General features: G+C 72.8%; 17 protein-coding genes. 14 read left to right on the top strand and 3 right to left on the bottom strand.

The features are described from left to right. Nucleotides 1-18: 18 nt before the first annotated feature. From HCN51_RS20065 to HCN51_RS20025, 9 genes are all read left to right on the top strand, one after another. Complete coding sequence (locus tag HCN51_RS20065) at nucleotides 19-543, top strand: hypothetical protein (RefSeq protein ID WP_168011056.1); 525 nt, start codon at nucleotides 19-21, stop codon at nucleotides 541-543. Continuing rightward, nucleotides 536-1087: a hypothetical protein gene (locus tag HCN51_RS20060; RefSeq protein ID WP_168011055.1), complete on the top strand. Its 552-nt coding sequence runs from the start codon at nucleotides 536-538 to the stop codon at nucleotides 1085-1087. Before HCN51_RS20065 ends, HCN51_RS20060 begins: the two co-directional genes overlap by 8 nt. A gap of 90 nt (nucleotides 1088-1177) precedes the next feature. Then, on the top strand, nucleotides 1178-2062 hold the full coding sequence (locus tag HCN51_RS20055) for an NfeD family protein (protein ID WP_168011054.1): 885 nt from the start codon (nucleotides 1178-1180) through the stop codon (nucleotides 2060-2062). Next, entirely contained in the window at nucleotides 2059-2811 is a 753-nt protein-coding gene (locus HCN51_RS20050) for a vWA domain-containing protein (RefSeq protein WP_168011053.1), read from the top strand. Before HCN51_RS20055 ends, HCN51_RS20050 begins: the two co-directional genes overlap by 4 nt. Next, nucleotides 2804-3607, top strand: a complete 804-nt coding sequence (locus HCN51_RS20045) for a PP2C family serine/threonine-protein phosphatase (protein ID WP_168011052.1) — start codon at nucleotides 2804-2806, stop codon at nucleotides 3605-3607. The genes HCN51_RS20050 and HCN51_RS20045 overlap by 8 nt, the downstream gene beginning before the upstream one ends. Continuing rightward, nucleotides 3604-4788, top strand: coding sequence for a protein kinase domain-containing protein (locus HCN51_RS20040; protein ID WP_168011051.1), 1185 nt, complete (start codon nucleotides 3604-3606; stop codon nucleotides 4786-4788). The genes HCN51_RS20045 and HCN51_RS20040 overlap by 4 nt, the downstream gene beginning before the upstream one ends. Nucleotides 4789-4820: 32 nt before the next feature. Continuing rightward, nucleotides 4821-5459 (top strand): 4Fe-4S cluster-binding domain-containing protein, encoded by a 639-nt coding sequence (locus HCN51_RS20035; protein ID WP_168011050.1) that lies wholly within the window; start codon nucleotides 4821-4823, stop codon nucleotides 5457-5459. Further along, nucleotides 5456-6679: a hypothetical protein gene (locus HCN51_RS20030; protein WP_168011049.1), complete on the top strand. Its 1224-nt coding sequence runs from the start codon at nucleotides 5456-5458 to the stop codon at nucleotides 6677-6679. Before HCN51_RS20035 ends, HCN51_RS20030 begins: the two co-directional genes overlap by 4 nt. Beyond that, nucleotides 6676-8658, top strand: a complete 1983-nt coding sequence (locus tag HCN51_RS20025; protein ID WP_168011048.1) for an AAA family ATPase — start codon at nucleotides 6676-6678, stop codon at nucleotides 8656-8658. Before HCN51_RS20030 ends, HCN51_RS20025 begins: the two co-directional genes overlap by 4 nt. Nucleotides 8659-8782: 124 nt before the next feature. Here HCN51_RS20025 and HCN51_RS20020 read toward each other — a convergent pair whose 3' ends face one another. Beyond that, nucleotides 8783-10297: a hypothetical protein gene (locus tag HCN51_RS20020; protein WP_168011047.1), complete on the bottom strand. Its 1515-nt coding sequence runs from the start codon at nucleotides 10295-10297 to the stop codon at nucleotides 8783-8785. Between the two features lie 122 nt (nucleotides 10298-10419). Continuing rightward, nucleotides 10420-11484, bottom strand: a complete 1065-nt coding sequence (locus HCN51_RS20015) for a phosphotransferase family protein (protein WP_206067280.1) — start codon at nucleotides 11482-11484, stop codon at nucleotides 10420-10422. 141 nt (nucleotides 11485-11625) lie between these two features. Here HCN51_RS20015 and HCN51_RS20010 point away from each other — a divergent pair, with 141 nt between their 5' ends. After that, on the top strand, nucleotides 11626-12984 hold the full coding sequence (locus HCN51_RS20010; protein WP_168011046.1) for a lanthionine synthetase LanC family protein: 1359 nt from the start codon (nucleotides 11626-11628) through the stop codon (nucleotides 12982-12984). Nucleotides 12985-13002: 18 nt separating this feature from the next. Here the strand turns inward: HCN51_RS20010 and HCN51_RS61410 are convergent, their stop codons facing one another. After that, nucleotides 13003-14931 carry an Ig domain-containing protein gene (locus tag HCN51_RS61410; protein ID WP_168011045.1) on the bottom strand — a complete coding sequence of 643 codons (1929 nt, stop codon included), beginning with the start codon at nucleotides 14929-14931 and terminating at the stop codon, nucleotides 13003-13005. A gap of 315 nt (nucleotides 14932-15246) precedes the next feature. Between HCN51_RS61410 and HCN51_RS20000 the strand changes: the two genes are divergently transcribed. Genes HCN51_RS20000 through HCN51_RS19985 form a run of 4 tightly spaced genes read left to right on the top strand, consistent with a single transcriptional unit; the run spans nucleotide 15247 to nucleotide 20346 of the window. Further along, nucleotides 15247-17118, top strand: coding sequence for a glycoside hydrolase family 127 protein (locus HCN51_RS20000; protein ID WP_168011044.1), 1872 nt, complete (start codon nucleotides 15247-15249; stop codon nucleotides 17116-17118). A 39-nt stretch (nucleotides 17119-17157) separates the two neighbouring features. Then, a complete protein-coding gene (locus tag HCN51_RS19995; RefSeq protein ID WP_168011043.1) occupies nucleotides 17158-18528 on the top strand; it encodes an ABC transporter substrate-binding protein in 1371 nt (456 codons plus the stop codon). Between the two features lies 1 nt (nucleotide 18529). Then, nucleotides 18530-19453, top strand: coding sequence for a carbohydrate ABC transporter permease (locus HCN51_RS19990; RefSeq protein WP_168011042.1), 924 nt, complete (start codon nucleotides 18530-18532; stop codon nucleotides 19451-19453). Next, nucleotides 19450-20346 (top strand): carbohydrate ABC transporter permease, encoded by an 897-nt coding sequence (locus tag HCN51_RS19985; RefSeq protein WP_168011041.1) that lies wholly within the window; start codon nucleotides 19450-19452, stop codon nucleotides 20344-20346. Before HCN51_RS19990 ends, HCN51_RS19985 begins: the two co-directional genes overlap by 4 nt. The last annotated feature ends 5 nt before the right edge of the window (nucleotides 20347-20351 follow it).

Genomic DNA, 20351 nt, shown 5'->3' with positions numbered 1-20351 from the left:
CCGGAGGAGAGGACGGTCATGACCTTCGCGGTAGCACGGACGAGGGACGAGGCGCATCTCTACCTTGACCTGCACCCCTGCGCGTGTGGCTCGGTGGAGACCAGCTGGGACAGCGGCCTGGTCAGCGCCGGCGGCGGCCTGGCCAACCGCTACTCGGGCACCTGCGAGAGCTGCGGCAGGCCGCGCGAATACCTGTTCGGGCTGCCGGAGCGGCCGGTCATGCCGGCGGGCTACCCGACGTTCGGCGGCGCGGAGCCGTCGCAGCTGCTCGACGCGGGGGAGTGGCTGTGGGTGGCCGACCTGACGGCGGGCAACGTGCCGGCGGACGACGCGGCCGAGGCGCACCGCACGCTGTCGGTGGCGACGGCGGCCGTGGAGGAGGTCGTGAAGTTCATCCCGCCGGGCGCCGACGAGGTGCCCGACGACGGGTTCTGGTCGCAGCGGGGCCGCGAGATGCGCGCGGCCGAGCCCGGCCGGTTCCAGCTCGACCGGCTGCTCATCGTCCGCGACAGCTACCGGGACCTCGCGGCGCGGCATGCCTGAGAGCGCCCGGGCGCGCTCGCTCGCGGAGGCGCGCGTCTACCTCGACCTGGTCGTTCCTGGCGGGTCGGCGCAGGCGTCGGTGGACGAGGTGCCGGGCGGGCGGGTGGTGCGGGCCGGCGGGGTGGAGGTGCTGGTCCCGGACGAGGCGGAGCAGGCGGGCACGGCGTTCGGGGCGGGCGTGTCCGAGCTGCTGGACGCCGGCCAATGGGTGATGGTCGGCGCCACGTACGCGAGCAGGGCCCTGGAGAGCGGCCTGTACTACACCGCGGACCTGTCGCCGGATCCGGAGCGGTTCCGTGCCGTGGTCGCGGAGTGGAGCCTCGCCGCCGACGCGGTGTCCGAGGCGTTGAAGTTCCTCCCGGACGGCGCCGAGGAGCTGCCGCGGGAGGCGTTCTGGACGGAGATGGGCCGCTCGGCCCGCGACGCCGAACCGGGCCGTTTCACCCGGGCGAAACTGGAGAGCGACCTGGCCTTCTTCCGCCAGAGCCTGGCCGACTTCCGCCGCCTGCACCCCGGGAACGCCGGAAAGCGGCCGGCCGAATAGGGACTTCCCTAGGTCGTACCCCGATGCGGACCTGCCGCACGCGCGGCTAGCTTGGGCGCGGCCAACCCCCGACCCCCGGACGTCCCCGCCATGACGCAACGTCTGCTCATCCTCGCCGGCCTGCTCCTCGCTCTCGCGTTCATGCCGCTGCTGGCGGGCGGCCTGTTCACGCCGGACACCGCACGCGCGCACGTGTTCGACCTGAGGCACGCCACCGAGACGACCCCCGCCGAGCTGGGCAAGAGGATGAACGCCCGGAACCTGGGCGAGCGCGACCTGATCGTCGTCGTCGACACGAGCCCGGACTGCCACGCCCAACTGGGCCGGCTCTGCGACGAGGTCGACACGCGCAGGGAGATCATCCGGGTCGACCCGCAGCAGGCGGACCGGCTGCTGCGGACCCTCTTCGCCTACCCGGATCTGGACAAGGAGCCGGACGCCGTGCGTACCGTCGAGATGGAGCGGGACTTCCGCAGCGGGGTGGCGTTCGCCGTCGCCCTGCTGCTGCTCCCGGTGGCGCTGATCTACGCGGTCCGGCTCGCCCTGCGCAGGCGCGAGGCGTCCACCGGCCACCCGGGCGCCCAGTACGCGGCGGCTGCCGTGCGGCGCTTGCGCGCCCAATCCCCGGAGCTCCCGAACCCCGGCTACAAGCATCCGGCAGAAACCCCGCCCGCCCAGGTGCTGGACGAGTGCCGCACGCTGGAGCGGCCCGCCCCCGGAACGCTCCAGGCGGTCGCGGCCCGGCAGGCGGACGGCGGCACCGCGACCGTGCGCACCCGGTTCGGCCCCGACGGCGGCTACGTCGAGCTGGACGACGCGATCGTGTGGGCCCGGCTGGCGGGCGCCGCGAGCGACGGCGTCCACCGGGGCCAGACGGTCCGCGTCGTCGGGCTCGACGCCGACGGCGAGGCGTTGCGCGTGCTGCCCGGCTCCCCGACCCGCGAACGACCCGCGAACGAAAGGTGTGACCCATGAGCGGCCCCGTGGACGCCCTGCCCCCGGCACAACCGGCCAAGAGCCGCATCCTCATCACGCTCGTCGTCGACACCTCCAGCTCCATGAGCCATCTCGGCCGCATCGACGAGCTGAACGCGGCCCTGCACGGCTGGCGCCGCCAGATCTCCGCCTACACGCACGTGATGCGCATGGGGGAGATCGCGCTGGTCACGTTCGGCAACGGGCACGTGCGGGTGATCGATCCGCGCGGCAAGGAGAGCGGCGCGGTGGGGCAGCCGTTCGTGCCGATGACCGACTTCGACCCGCCCCGGCTGGAGGCCGGCGGCGTGACGCCGATGGTGGAGGGCATCCAGCAGGCGCTGGACATCCTGGGCACCCGCAAGCAGCAGCTGCGCTCGTCCGGCATCCCGCTGGCGAACCGGCCGCTGATGTACCTGATCACCGACGGGGCGCCCACCGACGACCAGGGGCGGCTCACCGACCGGTGGCGGGACCTCGCGCCGGTGCTGCGCAAGCAGGAGGAGGGCCGGCACCTGCTGTTCTTCGCCCTCGGGGTGCGCGAGGCCGACCAGGAGGTGCTGCGCGGCCTGGCTCCCGAGTCGGCCTACAACCTGGGCGAGATGGAGTTCTCCAAGGTGTTGCAGCTCGTGTCGGCCAGCACGGAGAAGGTGGCCGCGGGCACGGCGCGCAACCAGGGCGCCAGCGAGATCTACCAGCAGGTGGACCAGCACATGCAGATGCGCGAGTGGCTGGGCCACCATGGGTGAGCCGGCCTGGCGGTTCCTGTCGGCGAGCGTCACGGGCCCCAGCCACGTCCTGGAGGGGCGGCCCAACCAGGACGCGGCGCTGTCGGCCGGCATCGACGGGCGCGCGCACTTCCTGGCGGTGGCCGACGGCGCCGGGTCGCGGCCCCGGTCGCGAGAGGGCGCGCAGCAGCTCGTCAAGTCGGCGTACGCGGCGGCCAGGGCGCAGCTCGGCCAGGGGCATCCGGCGACGCCGCACGAGTGGAAGCGGCTGATGCGGGTGCTGGCGGGGGACTGCCTGCGCCGCTTCGACGACTGGCTGGCCCGGCGGGTCAGGGAGCTGCCGGCACGCGGGCGGGGCGACCCGGTGGTGCTGCGCTCGCAGTTCGCGGCCACGCTGCTGGCCGCCGTGATCGCGCCCCCGTTCGTGAGCTACCTGAACATCGGGGACGGGTTCCTCATCGTCGAGCGGGCAGGGGGCGGCGCGCAGCTCGTCCTGCCGCCGCCGACGAACCGCTCCGACGCGGGCGAGACGGTGTTCGCCACCTCGCTGCGGCGCGCGGAGGCATTGGAGGTGGGCGTGGTCCTGGACGGGCGGGTCAACGGGGTGGCGTTGTGCACCGACGGGCTCACCGAGGCGCTGCTGGCCGGTGACGGCAGCGCCGGCTACGACGCCCCCGACACGCTGGGCGCCTACTTCAGCTACTTCGCCGACCCGGCCGTGCCGCCGGAGCAGCTCGCCAAGCAGCTCGGGTCGGAGGACTTCGCGGGCACGTCCGGCGACGACAAGACGATGGCACTGGCGGTCAGGTTGAGGTGAACGGATATCGCATTCCCGGCAGGCGCGCCGTCGAGATCGTCAAGGACGAGCTGCTCGGCGACGGGATGGAAGGGGAGGTCTATCCCATCGCGGACAACAGCGCCGTCTGCGCCAAGATCTACACCTCCCCGCACGACGACGTGATCGACCGGGTCGCGGCGCTCGTCGGGCTCCCGCCCGCGCGGTGGGATGGCGACCACCCGGCCCACTTCCACGTGGCCTGGCCGCAGGCGCCGCTGGTGGACGAGCGGGGCCGGCCGTGCGGGTTCGTCATGCCGCGCATCGCCGGCCTGCCCCTGGAGATGCTGGGCGACGCGCGCGGCCGGCACCAGGCGCTGCTGGAGCCGACCTGGCGGGAGCTGCTGGTCATCGCGGCGCGGGTGGCGCACCTGTTCGACATGCTGCACGACGTGGGCGTCGTCGTCGGCGACGTCAGCCTGAAGAACGTCATGGTCACGCCGACCGGGCACGTCACGCTCGTCGACTGCGACACCGTGCAGTTCACCGCGCCCGGCGGGCGGCTGTTCCGCACGCCGAAGTTCACCCCCGAGTACGCCCCGCCGGAGGCCGACCAGCTCGTGCACCGGCCCTCCACCCCCGCCCAGGACAGCTTCGGCCTGGCGATCATGATCTGCTGGCTGCTCATGGAGGGCCAGAACCCGTTCGCCGGCGTGCTGACCGACGCCTCCCTGCCCGACGACGTGCAGCAGAACGTCATGTCGCAGAACAACCGCCTGCTGTGGCCGGACCGGTTCGTGCCCATGGAGGGCGAGCTGCCCGTCGAGGTGCTGCCGCCCGAGATCCTGGCCCTGGCCCGGCGGTGCTTCGCCGAGGGGCACCACGACCCCGCCGCCCGCCCCCGGCCCGGCGAATGGGTGGCCGCGCTCAACCGGGCCCAGTACCGGCTCATGGGCTGCCGGGAGAACCCCATGCACTTCTACAGCGCGAGCCTGCCGTCGTGCGTGTGGTGCGCCAGGATCGCCGGCGGGCTCCTGGACGAGTATCCGCCCAGGTCGCCGCTGGTGCCGCCGGGGCCGGCCGCCCCGGTGCCGCAGCAGCCGGCCGGCGTGCCGGCGCAGCCCCAGCCCGAGCAGCCCGGCATCGGCGCCGCCCGGGTCGTCGCGATCGCCCTGCTGCTGGTGCTCGTCGTGGCGATCATCCTGGCGGTGATGAGCGGATGAACGCGACCGTCCCTTCTGGCGGTGATGAGCCTGTGAGCGGGTCCGTCGTCATGGTCGCCGACACCCATCCGGCCTGCGAGGTGCTGGGGCCGGGCGTGCGGTACTGCGTGTGGGTGCAGGGCTGCCCGCTGCGCTGCCGGGGCTGCGTCAGCCCGGAGTGGATCCCGTTCGAGGGCGGGACGGCCGTGCCCGTCGCCGATCTCGCCGACGAGATCGTCCGCACCGCCGCCGACGGGCTCACCCTGTCGGGCGGGGAGCCGTTCGCGCAGGCGCAAGCCCTGGCCGAGCTGGTCACCCGCGTCCGCGCCCGCCGCGACCTGTCGGTGATGAGCTACAGCGGCCACACCCTGGAGTGGCTGCGCCGCCACGGCGACGAGCACCAGCGGCGCCTGCTGTCCCTGCTCGACCTGCTCGTGGACGGCCCGTACGTCGCCGGGCGGCACGCCGCGCTGCGCTGGCGCGGCTCGGCCAACCAGCGCCTGCACCGGCTCACCGACCGGCACCGCGACCTGCCCGGCCCGGACGAGAGCGCCGGGCTGCGCATCGAGATCACGCCGGACCGGCGCGTCCACTGGCTCGGCGTGCCGCCCGTCCCCGGCTTCGGCCCCGCTTTCTCCCGGGCCTTCTCCCGGGCCTTCTCCGAGCGGCCGGTGGAAGGGCGGCGGGAATGAGCAAGTCGCCGAAGTTCGCCTGGGGCCGCGCGGGCGACGAGGCCAGGCGGCAGCGCGAGGCCGAGCAGGAGGAACGCCGCCGGCACCGGCAGGAGGAGGCCGGGCGGCGGCGGATGGCCGCGCTGGAGACGGTCCGGCACGCCGAGCAGCGCCGCCTCGCCGACCTGCGCCACCGCTACGCCGCCCTCCCGCTCCGCCCCGACACCTCCCGGTCCCAGGACGCGCTCGACGCCCTCAACGCCGAGCTGGCCGCGGCCACCACCGCCAGGCACGTGGACCGGCTCGCCGAAGAGCTCGACGAGCTGGCGCGCCGCTACCTCGACACCGCCGCGCACCTGGCCACCGGCCGCCCGCACGCCCACGAGGTGGTGGCGGCCCTGCGCGCGCTGGCCGCCGAGCCCGACCTGCGCGACCGCCTGCGCTTCGACGAGCCCGGCGCCCAGCTCGTCTCGGCGCTGCTGGCCGAGCTGAGCGCCGGCGACGACGCGTACGTGCGCGCCCACGCGGACGAGGCCGCCACCGCCATCCGCGCGCACGTCGAGAAGGTGACCCTGGCCAGGGCCCGGCATGAGCGCGACCGGGCGGCGGCCATGCTCGCCGCCGCCGACGTCACCGCCCGCCTCGCCGCCCTGGAGGCCGAGGCCGAGCTGGCCCAGGTGCCGCTCAAGGACGCCCCGCTCGCCCACGTCGCGCTCGAGATGATCAGCCGCGAGTCGCTGGCCGGGCGGTACGGCGAGGTGCGGGTGCTGTGCGGGCAGGTCGACGCCAAGCTCGACGACATGGAACGCGAGCTGGACGCCGACATCGACCGCTTCACCGAGCGTCGCCAGATGCTGGCCGCCGTGGTGGACATCCTGCCCGAGCTGGGCCTCGTGATGGACGCCGGCTCGCTCGACGAGTCGCCCGACGGCACGCTCACCCTCCAGGTCCACCGGCTGACCGGCAGCGACGTCACCGTCGTCCTGGAGGACGACGAGGAGGGTGACCACCGCATCCTTTACCTGTCCGACGACATGCGGCGGGCACAGGAGCAGGGCGGCCAGGCCCGGCAGAGCGCCGCCTGCGCCGCGCTGCTGGAGGTGGCAGAGCTCGCCGGCGACTCCATGCGGCAGGAGGGCTTCACCATCGGCGAGGTCGACTGGGAGGGCAGCGCCGAGACGCGCCGGCCGGTCACGCAATGGGCGCAGGCCGACCGCAAACGAGGCAGGAACGCGCCATGACAGCACACCCGAGCGGGCACGCGGCCCGGCATACGAGCGGGCACCCGGCCGAAGGTTCTGCGGGGCAGGCCGACGCGGAGGCGGCCTTCAGCGCCGCGCCCTGGCTGGCGCGCGCCTACATGGAGATCCACCGCCGCCGGCACCTCATCCTCTACGGCAACGTCGAGGACCGCATCCTGTGGGACAACGACCACGTCCCGTTCCGCCACGCCGTCCGCGCGCTGCTGGTCACGGCCGGATTCCTGGCCATCGGCGAGTACGACCTGGTCGACGGCCTCACCTTCCCCGACCCCCGCAGCGAGCAGCTCCTGCGCAGGCACCTCGGCGGCCGGGCCGACCCCGCCGCCCAGGACGCGCCCGACCCGCCCAGGGGCAGCCGCGCGGGCGGCTCGGTGGACCGGCTGCGCCGCCGCGTCCAGAACGCCCAGGACGTCCGCGTCCGCGCCCCCGCCGAGATGCTGGCCGTCGCCCTGCCCATGCTGACCCAGCACGAGGCCGCCACCGCGCTCGTCATGCACGCCGCCGACCTCGTCATCGGCACCGGCCTGCCCGCGGGCGACGAGTACCGCTCCCACCTGGCGCACCTGCGCCGCCTGTTCGCCGAGGCCGCCATGGCCACGGCCGCCACGGGCGAGGAGCTGCACAACACCGTGATCCTGGTCTGCCACGACATCGTGACGCTGCCGGAGGCGCTGTGCCACCGCAACCCGCACGTCGCCGCCGTCCAGGTCGGCCTGCCCGACTCAGCCGAACGCGTGAACTACCTCGTCAAGACGCTGCCGCGCTTCCACGGCGGCGACACGCTGGCCCCGGAGGCGCTGCACGGCGTCGCCGCCACGATCGGCAACCTCACCGAAGGCATGTCGATCACCGAGATCGACGCGCTGCGGGCGACCTCGCTGACCGCCCGGCTGCCCGTCTCCTCGGCGAAGGAGCTCATCGTCCGGCACCGGTTCGGCCTGCGCGAGGACCCGTGGGAGCGGCTCGACCAGGACAAGGTGGCCGGCGCCGAGAAGATACTCGGGGCGCGCGTCATCGGCCAGCCCGCCGCCGTCCGGGCCGTCGCCGACGTCCTGTGCAACGCCCGCGTCGGCATCGGCTTCACCGACGAGGACTCGCCCGCGACCCGGCCCACCGGCGTGTTCTTCTTCGTCGGGCCCACCGGGGTCGGCAAGACGGAGCTGGCCAAGGCGCTGGCCTCGCTCGTGTTCGACGACGAGGCCGCGCTGCGGCGCTTCGACATGAGCGAGTTCAGCCAGGAGCACGCCAGCGAGCGGCTGACCGGCGCGCCGCCCGGCTACGTGGGGCACGAGCAGGGCGGGGTGCTGACGAACTGGGTGCGGGAGCGGCCGTTCAGCGTGATCCTGTTCGACGAGATCGAGAAGGCCAACCCGAAGATCTTCGACAAGTTCCTGCAGATCATCGACGACGGGCGGCTGACCGACGGGCAGGGGCGCACGGCGTACTTCTCCCACTCGATCGTGATCTTCACCTCCAACGTGGGCGCCGGCGACCTGCGGCCCGGCATCGTGGGGCCCGCCCCGGCGGCGCAACCGTCGTACCAGCAGGTCGAGGCGCACTTCCGGGAGGCGGTCGAGACCTATCTGACGCGCGAGCTGCGCCGGCCCGAGCTGCTCGGGCGGCTCGGCAACGGCGTCGTCGTCTTCGACATCCTGCGGCCCGAGATGATCGGGGAGATCGTCGACAAGTTCCTCGACCAGCTCGCCGACTCGGCGCGGCGCAAGGGGTTCGAGGTGGTGTTCCAGCGCGGGCTGATCAAGCGCGAGGTGGTGGCCGCCGTCATGAAGGACGGGGCGGTGCTCGGCGCCCGGCAGATCCGCAGCCCGCTGCTGGAGAGGTGGGTCCGCACGCCGCTCACGCGGTGGATCATCGACAACGCGCCCGAGCCCGGCACCCGGCTGTGGGTGCACGGCGACGCCTCCGCCCCGCCCTTCACCGTCCACCCGGTCGTGGAGTGACGACCGGGAAGGACGGTCACCGTCGGAGGCGGCGCGCGGCCTGACGGCGGTCGCGGGGTCTTACAACGCGCGGCCTGGGGGCGGTCCCCGGGTCTTACGGCGGCCGGGAGGGCGGTCGCCGGGATCAGGAACCGAGGCCGGTCTTGATGACGGCCTCCACCGCCGTCTGGCCGAGCAGCCGCGCCGTCTCCAGCGCCCACTCGCCGGCCGCCGCCAGGTGCCGGCGCACCCGCGACTCGTCCTCCACCTGGGCCGCCTCCTCCGCCCGCGCCACCTCCGCCACGACCGCCTGCTGGGCGGGTGTCCTGGCCAGGTCGGCCAGCGCCTCGCGCAGGTCGGCCAGCTCGGCGCGGACGGCGGCCAGGTCGAGCGAGCCGGTCGAGGGCTGGGCGATGTTGACGGTCTCCGCCGACGCCCTGGCGTGGCTGCCGATGCCGGTCACCCCGGTCACGGGGCCGTTGACGTTGATGGTCTCGTGGTGGTCTCCGCCGGCCATCGCCGTGCCTCCTTGGGTCCAGATGTGGGTCTGCCTGAGCCGGCCCAGCTCCTCCTCGAGCCGGGCGATCTGCTTCTGGTGGCGTTCCTCGCTGTCGCGCCGGCGCCGGGTGCCCTGCAACATCATGTCGAGGGTGTCGAGCTGGGGGCGCAGGGACGCCGCGCCGACGTCCTCGTTGAGCAGGCTGTCGTACACCGACTCGCGCCACGTGCGGTGTGCCTCGGCGATCAGCTCGTCGCACAGCCGCCAGTCCCGGTCCTCGACGGCCTTCTCGGCCCGGCACCACATGAGCAGCCCGAGCACGTACTTGTGCTCCATGCCGCGCAGGTTGCGCACCACCTTCGGCACGCCGGGGGCCCGCGCGGCGGCGGCCAGCCGCTCGTAGTACTTGACCGCCTCCTCGCCGGTGCGGATGGCCAGGGCGTACTCGCCGGCCTTGGTCTCCCTCAGGAACTCCGTGTGCCGTTGCAGCGCGCGGGCGCGGTCGGCCAGGTCGTGCAGCTCGCGCACGTCGCCGTGGGCCGCCGCCCGCTCGGGGTCGTCCAGCAGCCGGGCGAAGCCGATGTGCGCCCGCGCGAACCGCTCGGTCGCGTCGGTGGTGTCGCCGGACTGGAGCTTGGCGATGCCCTTGCTGAGCTGCAGGTGCGCGCCGGCCAGTGCGTGCCGGAACGCGCCCGCCTCCGCCAGCGGGCCCGGCCCCCGGGTGCGCAGCCGCTCGAAGTTGGCGCGGGCACCGGACAGGAGCCGCTCGGCGTCGCGGACGTGGCCCTTCAGCGTGTGCTCCTGGGCCCGGAACATCGCCTTCATGCCCTCGATGAGCAGGATGACCCCGTCGGCCTCGTCCCGCCACCCGCCGAGCTCGGCCCTGGCGCGCCGGTCGTCCTCGTGCAGCGGCAGCGCGTCGTCGATCTTCCTGCGCAGCGTCTGGTTGAACGCCAGCACCTGGTCCAGCAGCCGGCAGGCGCCCTCGATGTCGTAGAAGCTGCTCAGCCGCTCGGCCACCCGCATGAGGTGGTTCTCCAGGCGGCCTTCCGCGCGGACGTAGCGGTCGAAGTCCGCCAGGTCCTTGAGGTCGGCGAGCTCGTAGCGCATGACGATCCGGCCGAGCTCGCTGATGTCGGCCGCGTCGGATTCTGCGCTCACGGCCGCAGGATAGGTACGGCGGGGGCCCGCTCTCGTCCGGGACGGACCAAGGGATGTCCCTAGTCCCCGCCGTTCCGGTCCTGGGCGGCGCGGTCTTGGGCGGCGCGGTCAGGGGCGGGGCGTCAGGGGCGGCGGGGTGTGTACGGGGCCAGGGCGGTCACGTCGAGGTCGGCGTCCGGCCAGCGCAGGCGCAGGGCGTCGGCCAGGTGGCGGCACCATCCGGCCAGCCGGGGCAGCGCCCGGCAGGCGTCGGCGGTGCGCGCCGCCGCCTCCAGGGTGGCCACGAGCTGGGCCCGGCCGGCGTCGCCGGCGGGGCGGGTGTCGAGCGCGGGCAGCCGCCGCAGCCGGGCCAGCGCCCAGGCCACGCACGCGGCCGTCAGTCCGAGGCCGTACCGTCGCTCGTCCTCGGCCTGCGGCACCCCGGCGGCCAGCGCCCGCCGGTAGACGTTGCCCAGCTCGCCGAGCGCGTCCCCCGTCACCCACATCCACGCCGGCCCCGGCACGTGCAGGGGCACCGCGTCGTGCAGGGCGTGCCGGAACGCGGCGAACTCGAAGTCGATCAAGCGCGCGTCGACCGGCCCGCGTTCGTGCACGAGGACGTTGTTGGCCTCCGGGTCGCCGTTGCTGAGCACGAGGAACGGCCCGGGATCGGCCAGCTCGTCCAGCGCGGTCGCCAGCTCCCGCTCGGCCCCGCCCCGGAGCGGCACCCCGAGCCGTCCGGCCTCCGGCACGCCGGACGCGCGGATCGGCGCGGCGTGCCCGAGCAGGTCGGCGGCGGCGTCGATGGGGCCGAGCGCGCGGCGCCGCCGCTCGTACCGGCTCGCGTGACCCGCCGTGACCGCGCCCAGCTCGCCCCGGATCCGGGCGAACGCGGTCAGCCGCGCCAGGTGCGCGGCGGCGCCGTCGCGGCGCAGCAGCCCGTCGAGCGCGGTGCGCGGCGCGAGGTCCTCCAGCACCACCTGCCCCGCGGTCAGGTCCTCGGCCAGCACCCGGGGCGCCAGCCGCACCCCCAGGTCGTCCGCGAGGAAGCGGAGCGCGGCCACTTCCGTGCGCAGCCGCCACTGCTCGCTGTACCGGCGGTCGGGGTGCGGGCCCGCCCACTTGACGATCACGCTCTCGCCCCGGTCGGTGCGGGCGCGGGCCACCCGCCAGGGCTCCAGCCGGGTCCACTCCACCATGGTGATCACCGGCACAGCGTACGGAATCGTGCCGCGCCTGCCACGCGCCCTGGGGCTCGCGATGCCGTCATACTGGAGCGGCGGAAATTCGGCGGATTTGATGTGGCCAGATTCAGAGTATTCCTACCAAACGTATGGGAAAATGGCGGCATGAGCCTGGACGAGATGCGCGCGTCGAGCGCGCGTGCCGACTCCCCGCTGACCGCCGCCATCCTGGCCGGCCGGTGGATCCGATCGGCCGCGATCGACGACGAGCACGGACGCCGCTGGCAGGCCAACCCCGACGCGCGCGGCACGTCGGCGGTCACCGCCGAGCCCTGGTCCCTCTACTCGGGCGCGGCCGGCGTCGTGCTGTTCTTCCTGGAGCTGGCCGCCGCCACCGGGCACGAGGCGTACCTGGAGGATGCCAGGGCGGGCGCCCGCCGCCTGGCCGCCACCTGGCGCGAGCAGGACGACCTGTCGCTCTACCACGGGCTGACCGGCGTGATGATCGCCCTCATGGAGGCCGGCTGGACACTCGGTGAGGCCGGGTTCGAGGCCGAGGCCGCCGCCATCGCCGACCTGATCGTCGCGCGCGGCCGGGCCGGGGGCGACGGCGTGACGTGGTCGCGCGACCCGGCCCAGCGCGGCGAGGGCGGCATCATCCTCGGGCTGCTGCGCGCCGCCGCCCACCTTGGCGCGCCGGCCTACGAGGAGGCCGCGATCGAGGCGGGGCTGCGCATCGCCCGCCTGCCCGTGCCAGGTCACCGCTTCGGCGACTGCGCCGACCTGCCGGTGGACGCCGTCACCCCCGGCTTCCTCGCCGGCACGGCCGGCACCGCGTTCCTGCTGGCCCGCCTGTACGGCGTGAGCGGCGACAAGCAGTTCCTGAGCGCCGCCCGCAGCGGCGCCGCCTTCGTCCGCGAGATCAGCGTCGTCACCGGCGCCTGCGCGGTCGTCCCGCATCACGTGCCGCACGCGCGCGGCCTGCACTACCTCGGCTTCTGCTCCGGCTCCGCGGGCGTGGCCCGGATGTTCTACGAGCTGCACCGGGTGGCGGGCGACCCCGGCGACCTGGAGTGGGTGGAGCGGCTGGCGCACGGCATCGTCCGCAGCGGCGTGCCGCGCCACCGCACCGCCGGCTACTGGAACGTCGCCTGCCAGTGCTGCGGCGCGGCCGGCCTGGTCGAGCTGTTCGTCGGCCTGTGGGCGGCGACCGGCGACCGCTCCCACCTCGACTACGCCCGCACGCTGGCCACCGACCTCATCGGCCGCGCCACCGACCCCGACAGCCGGGGCTACCGCTGGTATCAGGCGTACCGGCGGCTGCGGCCCGGCGAGGTGACGGCCGACACCGGCTACATGGTGGGCGCGGCCGGCATCGGCGCCGCCCTGCTCCACCTCGACGCCGCCACCCAGGCCAAGCAGCCGCGCCGGGTCATTCTGCTGCCCGACAACCCGTTCCCCGCCATCCCCCTGCCGTCCTCGGCGGTCGGCGGAGGGACGGGCGGGGACGCCGGTGCGGGCTGACGCCGCCGCCCTGGGGCATCAGGCGTACGCCTTCACCTCCAGCAGCCCGACCGATCCGGCCCCGCTCTGCAGCGAGACCCTGAGCCTGGTGGTGCTCACCGCGCCGAACGTCACGCGGTTGTAGGCGTTCAGCGCCGTCGGGTACGTGCCGGGCACGTCCGCGTACGCGCTGCCGTTCCAGTACTGCAGCTTCCACGACGCCGGCACCCGCACCCCGTCGTCGTCGTCGAAGAAGTACACCTCGGCCGAGCGCAGCGTCTGCGCCGACGGCCAGGTCAGCTCGGCCCACTGCGTGCCGGTCTGCGGCCAGGTGCCCCAGCGGCGGTTGACGGTGTCGTTCGAGGCGGGCGGGTCGATGCCGTCGTTGAGTGCCGCGACGCTCTCCCAGGGGGAGGTGTAGGAGGCCGACGGGGTGGCGGAGGTGGCCAGGTTCGTGATGGGGGTGCCGCCGCCGACGGTGAGGGTGAAGGTCCTGGTCACGGGGGTGCTGAGCCGGTCGTAGTCCCTGAGCTGGACGGTGAAGGCAGACGTGCCGGCCGTCGTGGGGGTGCCGGTGATGGCGCCGGTGAAGCGGTCGAGGGTGAGCCCGGCGGGCAGCGAGCCGCCAGTGACCTGCCAGTCGTAGAACGGCACGCCGCCCCTGGCGGCCAGCGTCTGCCGGTAGGCGGTGCCGGGCGTGGCCTGCGGCAGCGAGGTGGTGGTGATGGACGGCTTGAGGAACGGGGTGAGCTCGCGGTTCAGCTTCCACCCGGCGTTCTCGGCGATGAGCAGGGACAGCTTGGTGAGCATCCACCGGCGGGTGGGGAACAGGTGGGTCCAGCCGCCGCTCTGGCCGCTGATGCGGTCCCAGTTCGGCTGGTCGCCGGGGATGTGGTAGCTGCTGTCCAGGGGGACGGCGCGGCCCTGGTACTCGACCACGTCGGGGTCGGTGCCGCCGCCGGAGACGTAGGAGCGCATGCCGGCCCAGTCGCTGTGGAAGGCGACGGCGTGGCCGTACTCGTGCATGACGAGGCCGTGCACGTCGAGCACCGAGCCGGCGATGTCGGTCTTGTACCAGTCCTCGTCGGCGAGCGAGGTGAACAGCTGCTTGTTCGCCTCGTCGTACTCGAGGATCATCGCGGTGGAGCGGTGCAGCGGGCCGGGCACCTGCTGGCCGCCGCGGGTGCTGTAGCGGCCGTTGTTCGCGGGGTAGCCCGTCGAGTAGGGGGTCTGGATGCCGCGGAAGAAGACGTACATGCCGTTGTAGGCGGTCTGGTTCGTGACGTTGATCGTGTTCTGCCAGTCGTTGCCCGGCAGGTGGTTCGGCTCGGCGCCGGCCGCGACGGTGTCGAACGGCTGCAGGTCGAAGAAGCGGAACCAGTCCTTGACCGCCTCCTCGGCGGCGGTGCGCACGCCGGGGTCGGAGAAGTAGCCGGTGATCGTGTCGTAGCGGTAGTCGAAGGTGATCGGGATGGTGGGCTGCAGCGCGGTCTTCTCGTCCTGCTGCACGTAGATGGGCAGGCTGTGCTGGTACGTGGCGCCGCCCGCGTCCCTGATGGAGAGCCGCAGCGTGTGCTGCTCGTCGTCGCCGGGGCCGCGCTTGGAGTGGATGGCCAGGCGGAAGTTCTTCTGCTCGGAGGCGCTGGCGAACGTCAGGGTCTTGGTGGCGCCGGTCGCGGTGAGCTGACTGGGCAGGTCCATCATCAGCCGGGACGTGCCCTCGGCCTTCAGGTCGACGGTGAGCGGGAAGCGCATGTCGGCCGGCGGCTTGACGGTGAGCTCGACGTACGGGTTGGCGAGGTAGCCCTGCCAGTCGACGAGCTTGACGCCGTAGGAGTTGACGGTCCTGCCGAACATGTCGATGAGCTGGGCGGGCCCGGCGGCGTACGCGGGGGCGGACGGGCCCGTGAGCAGGGAGGTGAGTAAGGACGTGAGGAGGAGGGCGGCCAGGATGGCCAGTCGGCGCATGGCGGAAACCTTTCGCTTGGGGGTGCGCGGGGCCCGCCCGGAGGCGGGATGGCGAAAGAGCTAAAAGGTTTTCGGAAGCAAAACGCAGCCGTCGGCTTCTGTCAAGGGCGTGCTGCTCGGCTTGCAGCAATGCAACGTTCCGATAACGAAGAAAAGGTTTTCGGTCTGCGGAGGTGCGAGCCGGCGTGTCGTGGGGGAGCAAGGGAGGGCAACCGTTTGCCGGGGCGTTCGCGCACCTGCCGGTCCCTTGACGAGTGCTGTATCACATCTTACATTGCGGGCGAGGAAAACCTATTCCCGATCCCAGGGAGCACGATGTCTGACCTCACGGGCCGCGTCCGCGGCCCGCTGGCGCCCTCCACCGCCGTCCAGCGGCCACTGAGCATCGACGACGTCGAGATCCACGGAGGCCCCCTCGGGCGGTGGCAGCGGATCAACCGCGAGGCGAGCATCCCGCTCGGCCTCGAGCAGATGGAGAAGTCGGGCGCGCTGCCCAACCTGAGGCTGGCGGCGGGGGAGGGCGAGGGGTCCTTCCAGGGCTACCGGTTCCAGGACTCCGACCTGTACAAGCAGCTCGAGGCGGTCGCCTGGGAGCACTGCCGGCACCCGGAGCCCGAGGGCGCCCACCGGGCGTTCGTGGCGGAGTCGGCCGCGTTGCTGGCCCGCGCGCAACGCCCCGACGGATACCTGAACGCGCACTACCAGGTCGTCAAGCCGGACCGCGTCTTCGCCGAGCTGGAGTACAGCCACGAGATGTACTGCGCCGGCCACCTCTTCCAGGCGGCCGTGGCCGCGGCCCGCGCCGGCCTGGGCGAGGACCTGCTCGCCGTCGCCCGCCGCTTCGCCGACCTGCTCGTCCGGCGCTTCCTCGTGGACGGCGACGACGGCATCGACGGCCACGCGGAAGTGGAGACGGCCCTGGTCGAGCTGTACCGGCTCACCGGCGAACGCCCCTACCTCGACCTGGCCCGCAAGCTGATCGACAACCGGGGCAAGGGCCTGATCAAGAGCACCGGCATGGGCCCCCTGTACGCCCAGGACCACCTGCCCGTCCGCGAGGCCGACACCGCCGTCGGGCACGCCGTCCGCCAGCTCTACCTGGAGGCGGGCGTCGTGGACGTCGCCGTCGAGACCGGCGACGCGGACCTGCTCGCCTCCTCCGTCCGCCGCTGGGAGGACCTGGTCGCCACCAAGACCTCCATCACCGGCGGCCACGGCTCGCGCCACGACGGCGAGGCGTTCGGCGAGCGGTACGAGCTGCCGCCCGACCGCGCCTACAACGAGAGCTGCGCGGCCATCGCCAGCATCCACTGGAACTGGCGGCTGCTGCTGGCCACCGGGCACGGCCGCTACGCCGACCTCATCGAGCGCACCCTCTACAACGCCTTCGCCGCCTCCACCAGCGCCGACGGCACCCGCTTCTTCTACGTCAACCCGCTGCAGCGCCGCGCCGACCTGTTCGAGGACGCCTACCTGGGCCGGCGGCGCGAATGGTTCGCCTGCGCCTGCTGCCCGCCGAACATCATGCGCCTGGTCTCCTCGCTCGGCCACTACGTCGCCACCACCGACGACGAGGGCGTCTCGGTGCACCAGTACGTGCCGGGCGTGATCCGCGCGGGCGGCGTCGTCCTCGACGTCGAGACCGGCTACCCGTGGGACGGCCGGGTGCGCTTCACCGTCCGCTCGGCGCCGGGCGGCCCGTGGACGCTCAAGCTGCGCATCCCCGCCTGGAGCAGCACCACCACGCATGATCCCGGCCCCGACGGCTATGCCGCGATCCGCCGCGAGTGGCGGGCGGGCGACACGTTCACCCTCGGCCTCGACCTGACCCCGCGCATCGTCCGCCCGCACCGCAGGATCGACGCGCTGCGCGGCTGCGCGGCGATCGAGCGCGGCCCGCTCGTCTACTGCTTCGAGCAGGTCGACCAGGACGCCGGCCTCGACGACCTGGCCCTCGTGCCCGGCGCCGCGCTCCGCACGGTCGAGCGCGACCTGCCCGGCATCGGCACGACCGTGCTCATCGAGGCCGACGCCGTCCGCCTGCCGCCCGCGCCGGCGCACGGGCTGCCGTACACGACCGGCGCGGACCCGGCCCCGGTCGCCCCCGCGACCCTCACCGCCGTCCCCTACTACCAGTGGGACAACCGCGACGGCGGCGTCATGCGGGTCTGGATCCCGCTCGCCTGACGAAGCACGCCTGAGTCCTTCGAGTAAGGAACACCCCCCATGAAGAGAAGAGACCTGTTCAGGATGGGCGGCCTGGCCGCGCTGGGCGCGGCCGGGGCGGCCTGCGGCTCGGGCGCCGGGACGGGCGCCGCCGGCACCACCGCGCTGCAGTTCATGTACTGGGGCTCGACGTTCGAGAAGGCCGCGATCGAGAAGATGCTCAGGGCCTTCGAGCAGAAGAACCCCGACATCAAGGTGAAACCCGTCTTCACCCCCGACGAGTACGACGTCAAGCTCAACAGCCTCGTGGCCGGCGGCCGCACCCCCGACCTCGGCTACGTGCCGATGTCGATGTCGTTCCGCCTGGCCGAGCAGGGCAACCTCGTCAACCTCTTCCCCTACCTCCAGAAGTACCCGCAGCTCGCCGGCTACCTGCCGGACGCCTACCTCTGGTACGGCAAGGACAAGCTGCACGGCGTCTCCACCGCCAACGAGATCGAGCTGCTGTGGTACAGCAGGTCCGCCATCGCCGCCGCCGGCATCTCGCCGCCCCCGGCGGTGGCCGCCTCGGCCTGGTCGTGGGACCAGCTCGTCGAGAACGCGTACAAGCTGACCGTGGACCAGAACGGCAGGCACCCCGACGAGCCCGGCTTCGACCCCGGGCAGGTCCGCCAGTTCGGCGTCTCGATCAGCCTCACCTACGCCGCCGCCTGGTACGGCTTCCTGCGCAGCAACGGCGCCGACTTCGCCGACGAGACCGGCAGGAGGTGCCTGCTGGACACCCCCGAGGCCGTCCAGGTGTTCCAGAACCTCCAGGACCTCATCTACAAGCACCGCGTCGCCCCCGGCCCCGGCCAGCTCGCCGCCACCGGCGACGACGTGCCGGGCACCAACATCCTGCTCAAGACCAAGCGGGTGGCGATGGTGGTGGACGGCCACTGGGCGCTGCTCGACATGAACGAGAGCAAGGTCGACTACGGCATCGGCGTGCTGCCCAAGTACGGCGAGCCGTTCACCACCTCCCAGGTCGCCGGCGCCTCCTCGGTGTTCGCCGGGACCAGGCACGTGGAGGAGGCGGTGGAGCTGTTCGCCTTCCACATCGACCCGCGCTACGTCGACCTCTACCGGCAGGGGTTGTGGATGCCGCAGGAGAAGAAGTACTACGAGGACCAGGCCGCGATCGACTCCTGGACGAAGAACGACGCCCACCCGCCCGAGTTCCGCACCGCGGTCGTCGACTACGGCCGCGACCACGGCGTCCCCGACCTGCGCAACCGCGTCAAGAACCTGTCCGCCATCTCCAGCGACGTGCTCACCCCCGCGTTGCAGGAGCTGGAGTCCGGCAAGCGGCCCGCCGCCGAGATCCTCAAGGCGGTCACCCCCAAGATCACCGGCATGCTGCAGGGGTGGCAGCACACGCAGGAGCCGTGACATGCCCGCCCGCAAGACCGGGCTGCCGGGCCGACTGTCCGGGCAGCGCCGCATGGAGCGGCGCTGGGGCCTGCTCATGGCGCTCCCGGCCGTCCTCGGGTTCGTGATCTTCACGGCGGGGCCCATGGTGGCCTCGTTCGTGTTCAGCCTGACCGACTGGCAGGTAGGCGGCACGCCCGCGTACATCGGGCTCGGCAACTACGCGGAGCTGGCCCGCGACGAGCTGTTCTGGACGTCGCTGAGCGCCACCACCTACTACACCCTCGGCGCGGTGCCGCTGGTGCTGATCGTGTCGTTCGCGGTGGCCATGCTGCTCAACCAGAAAGTGCGCGGCCTGGCGGTCTGGCGCACCATCTTCTACCTGCCGACGCTCGTGCCGGCCATCGCGAACGTGGTGCTCTGGATCTGGATCTTCAACCCCGACTTCGGGCTGCTCAACTCGCTGCTGCGCCAGGCCGGGCTCCCGGCCGGGCAGTGGATCTACGACGAGTCGACGGCCATCCCCTCGCTGATCGTGATGAGCACCTGGGGCTTCGGCAACACCATGGTGATCTTCCTGGCGGGGCTGCAGGGGGTGCCGCGGCACCTGTACGAGGCGGTCTCCATCGACGGCGGCGGCCCGTGGCGGCGCTTCTGGCACGTGACGCTGCCGATGATGACGCCGACCATCTTCTACAACCTGGTGGTGGGCGTGGTCGGCACGTTCCAGGTGTTCAACCAGGCGTACGTGATGACCGAGGGCGGGCCCAACAACGCCACGCTGTTCTACGTCTACTACCTGTTCCGGATGGCGTTCAGGGAGAGCGAGATGGGTTATGCCAGCGCGCTCGCCTGGGTCCTGTTCATGATCATCGTGGTGGTCACGTTCCTGCTGTTCAGGAACGCCCGCCGCTGGGTCTACTACGAGATGGCAGGTGCGCGATGACCGTGACCGAGGCGCCGCCGCGCACGGGACGGGTGGCCCCGACAGCCGGCCCGCGCAGACCCCGCCGCTACGGCAAGGCCCTGGTCTACCTGGCGCTGGCCGCCGGAGCGGTGCCGACGCTGCTGCCCTTCGTGTGGCTCGTGCGCAGCGCGCTCATGCGGGACGCGCAGATGTTCGTCGCGCCGCCCGAATGGATCCCCTCGCCCTTCCAGTGGTCGAACTTCACCGAGGCGCTCACCGCCCAGCCGTTCTGGCTGTACTTCGTCAACACCGTCGTCATCGCGGTGATCAGCGTGCTGGGCACCGTCCTGACCTGCTCGATCGCCGCCTTCAGCTTCTCCCGCCTGCGCTGGCGCGGCCGGAACCTCACCTTCGCGGTGCTGCTCAGCGCCGTCATGCTGCCGTACGCGGTGACGCTCATCCCCACCTTCGTCATGTGGCAGGAGCTGGGCGCGCTCGACACGTTCCTCCCGCTCACCGTGCCGAGCTGGTTCGCCGGCGCGGGCGGCGGGGTGTTCAACGTGTTCCTGCTGCGGCAGTTCTTCCTGACGATCCCGTTCGAGCTGGACGAGGCCGCCTACATCGACGGCGCCTCACCGTGGCGGGTGTTCTGGACCATCGTCATGCCGCTGTCGAAGCCCGCCGTCGTGGTCGTCACCATCTTCACCTTCATCGGCACCTGGAACGACTTCCTCGGCCCGCTGCTCTACCTCAACGACGAGGAGAAGTACACCCTCTCCCTCGGCCTGGCCTCCTTCCAGAGCGTCTACCTCACCCAATGGGGCTACCTGATGGCCGCCTCCGCCGCCGTCATCGCCCCGATCATCGCCCTGTTCTTCTTCCTGCAGCGCTACTTCATCGAGGGGGTCACGCTCACCGGCATCAAGAACTGACCGTA

The sequence above is a fragment of the Nonomuraea composti genome, assembly GCF_012034275.1.
In the GTDB taxonomy this organism is placed as follows: Bacteria; Actinomycetota; Actinomycetes; order Streptosporangiales; family Streptosporangiaceae; genus Nonomuraea; species Nonomuraea composti.
Note: the sequence above shows the minus strand (reverse complement) of the source record. Positions and strands in the feature narration are given on the sequence as shown.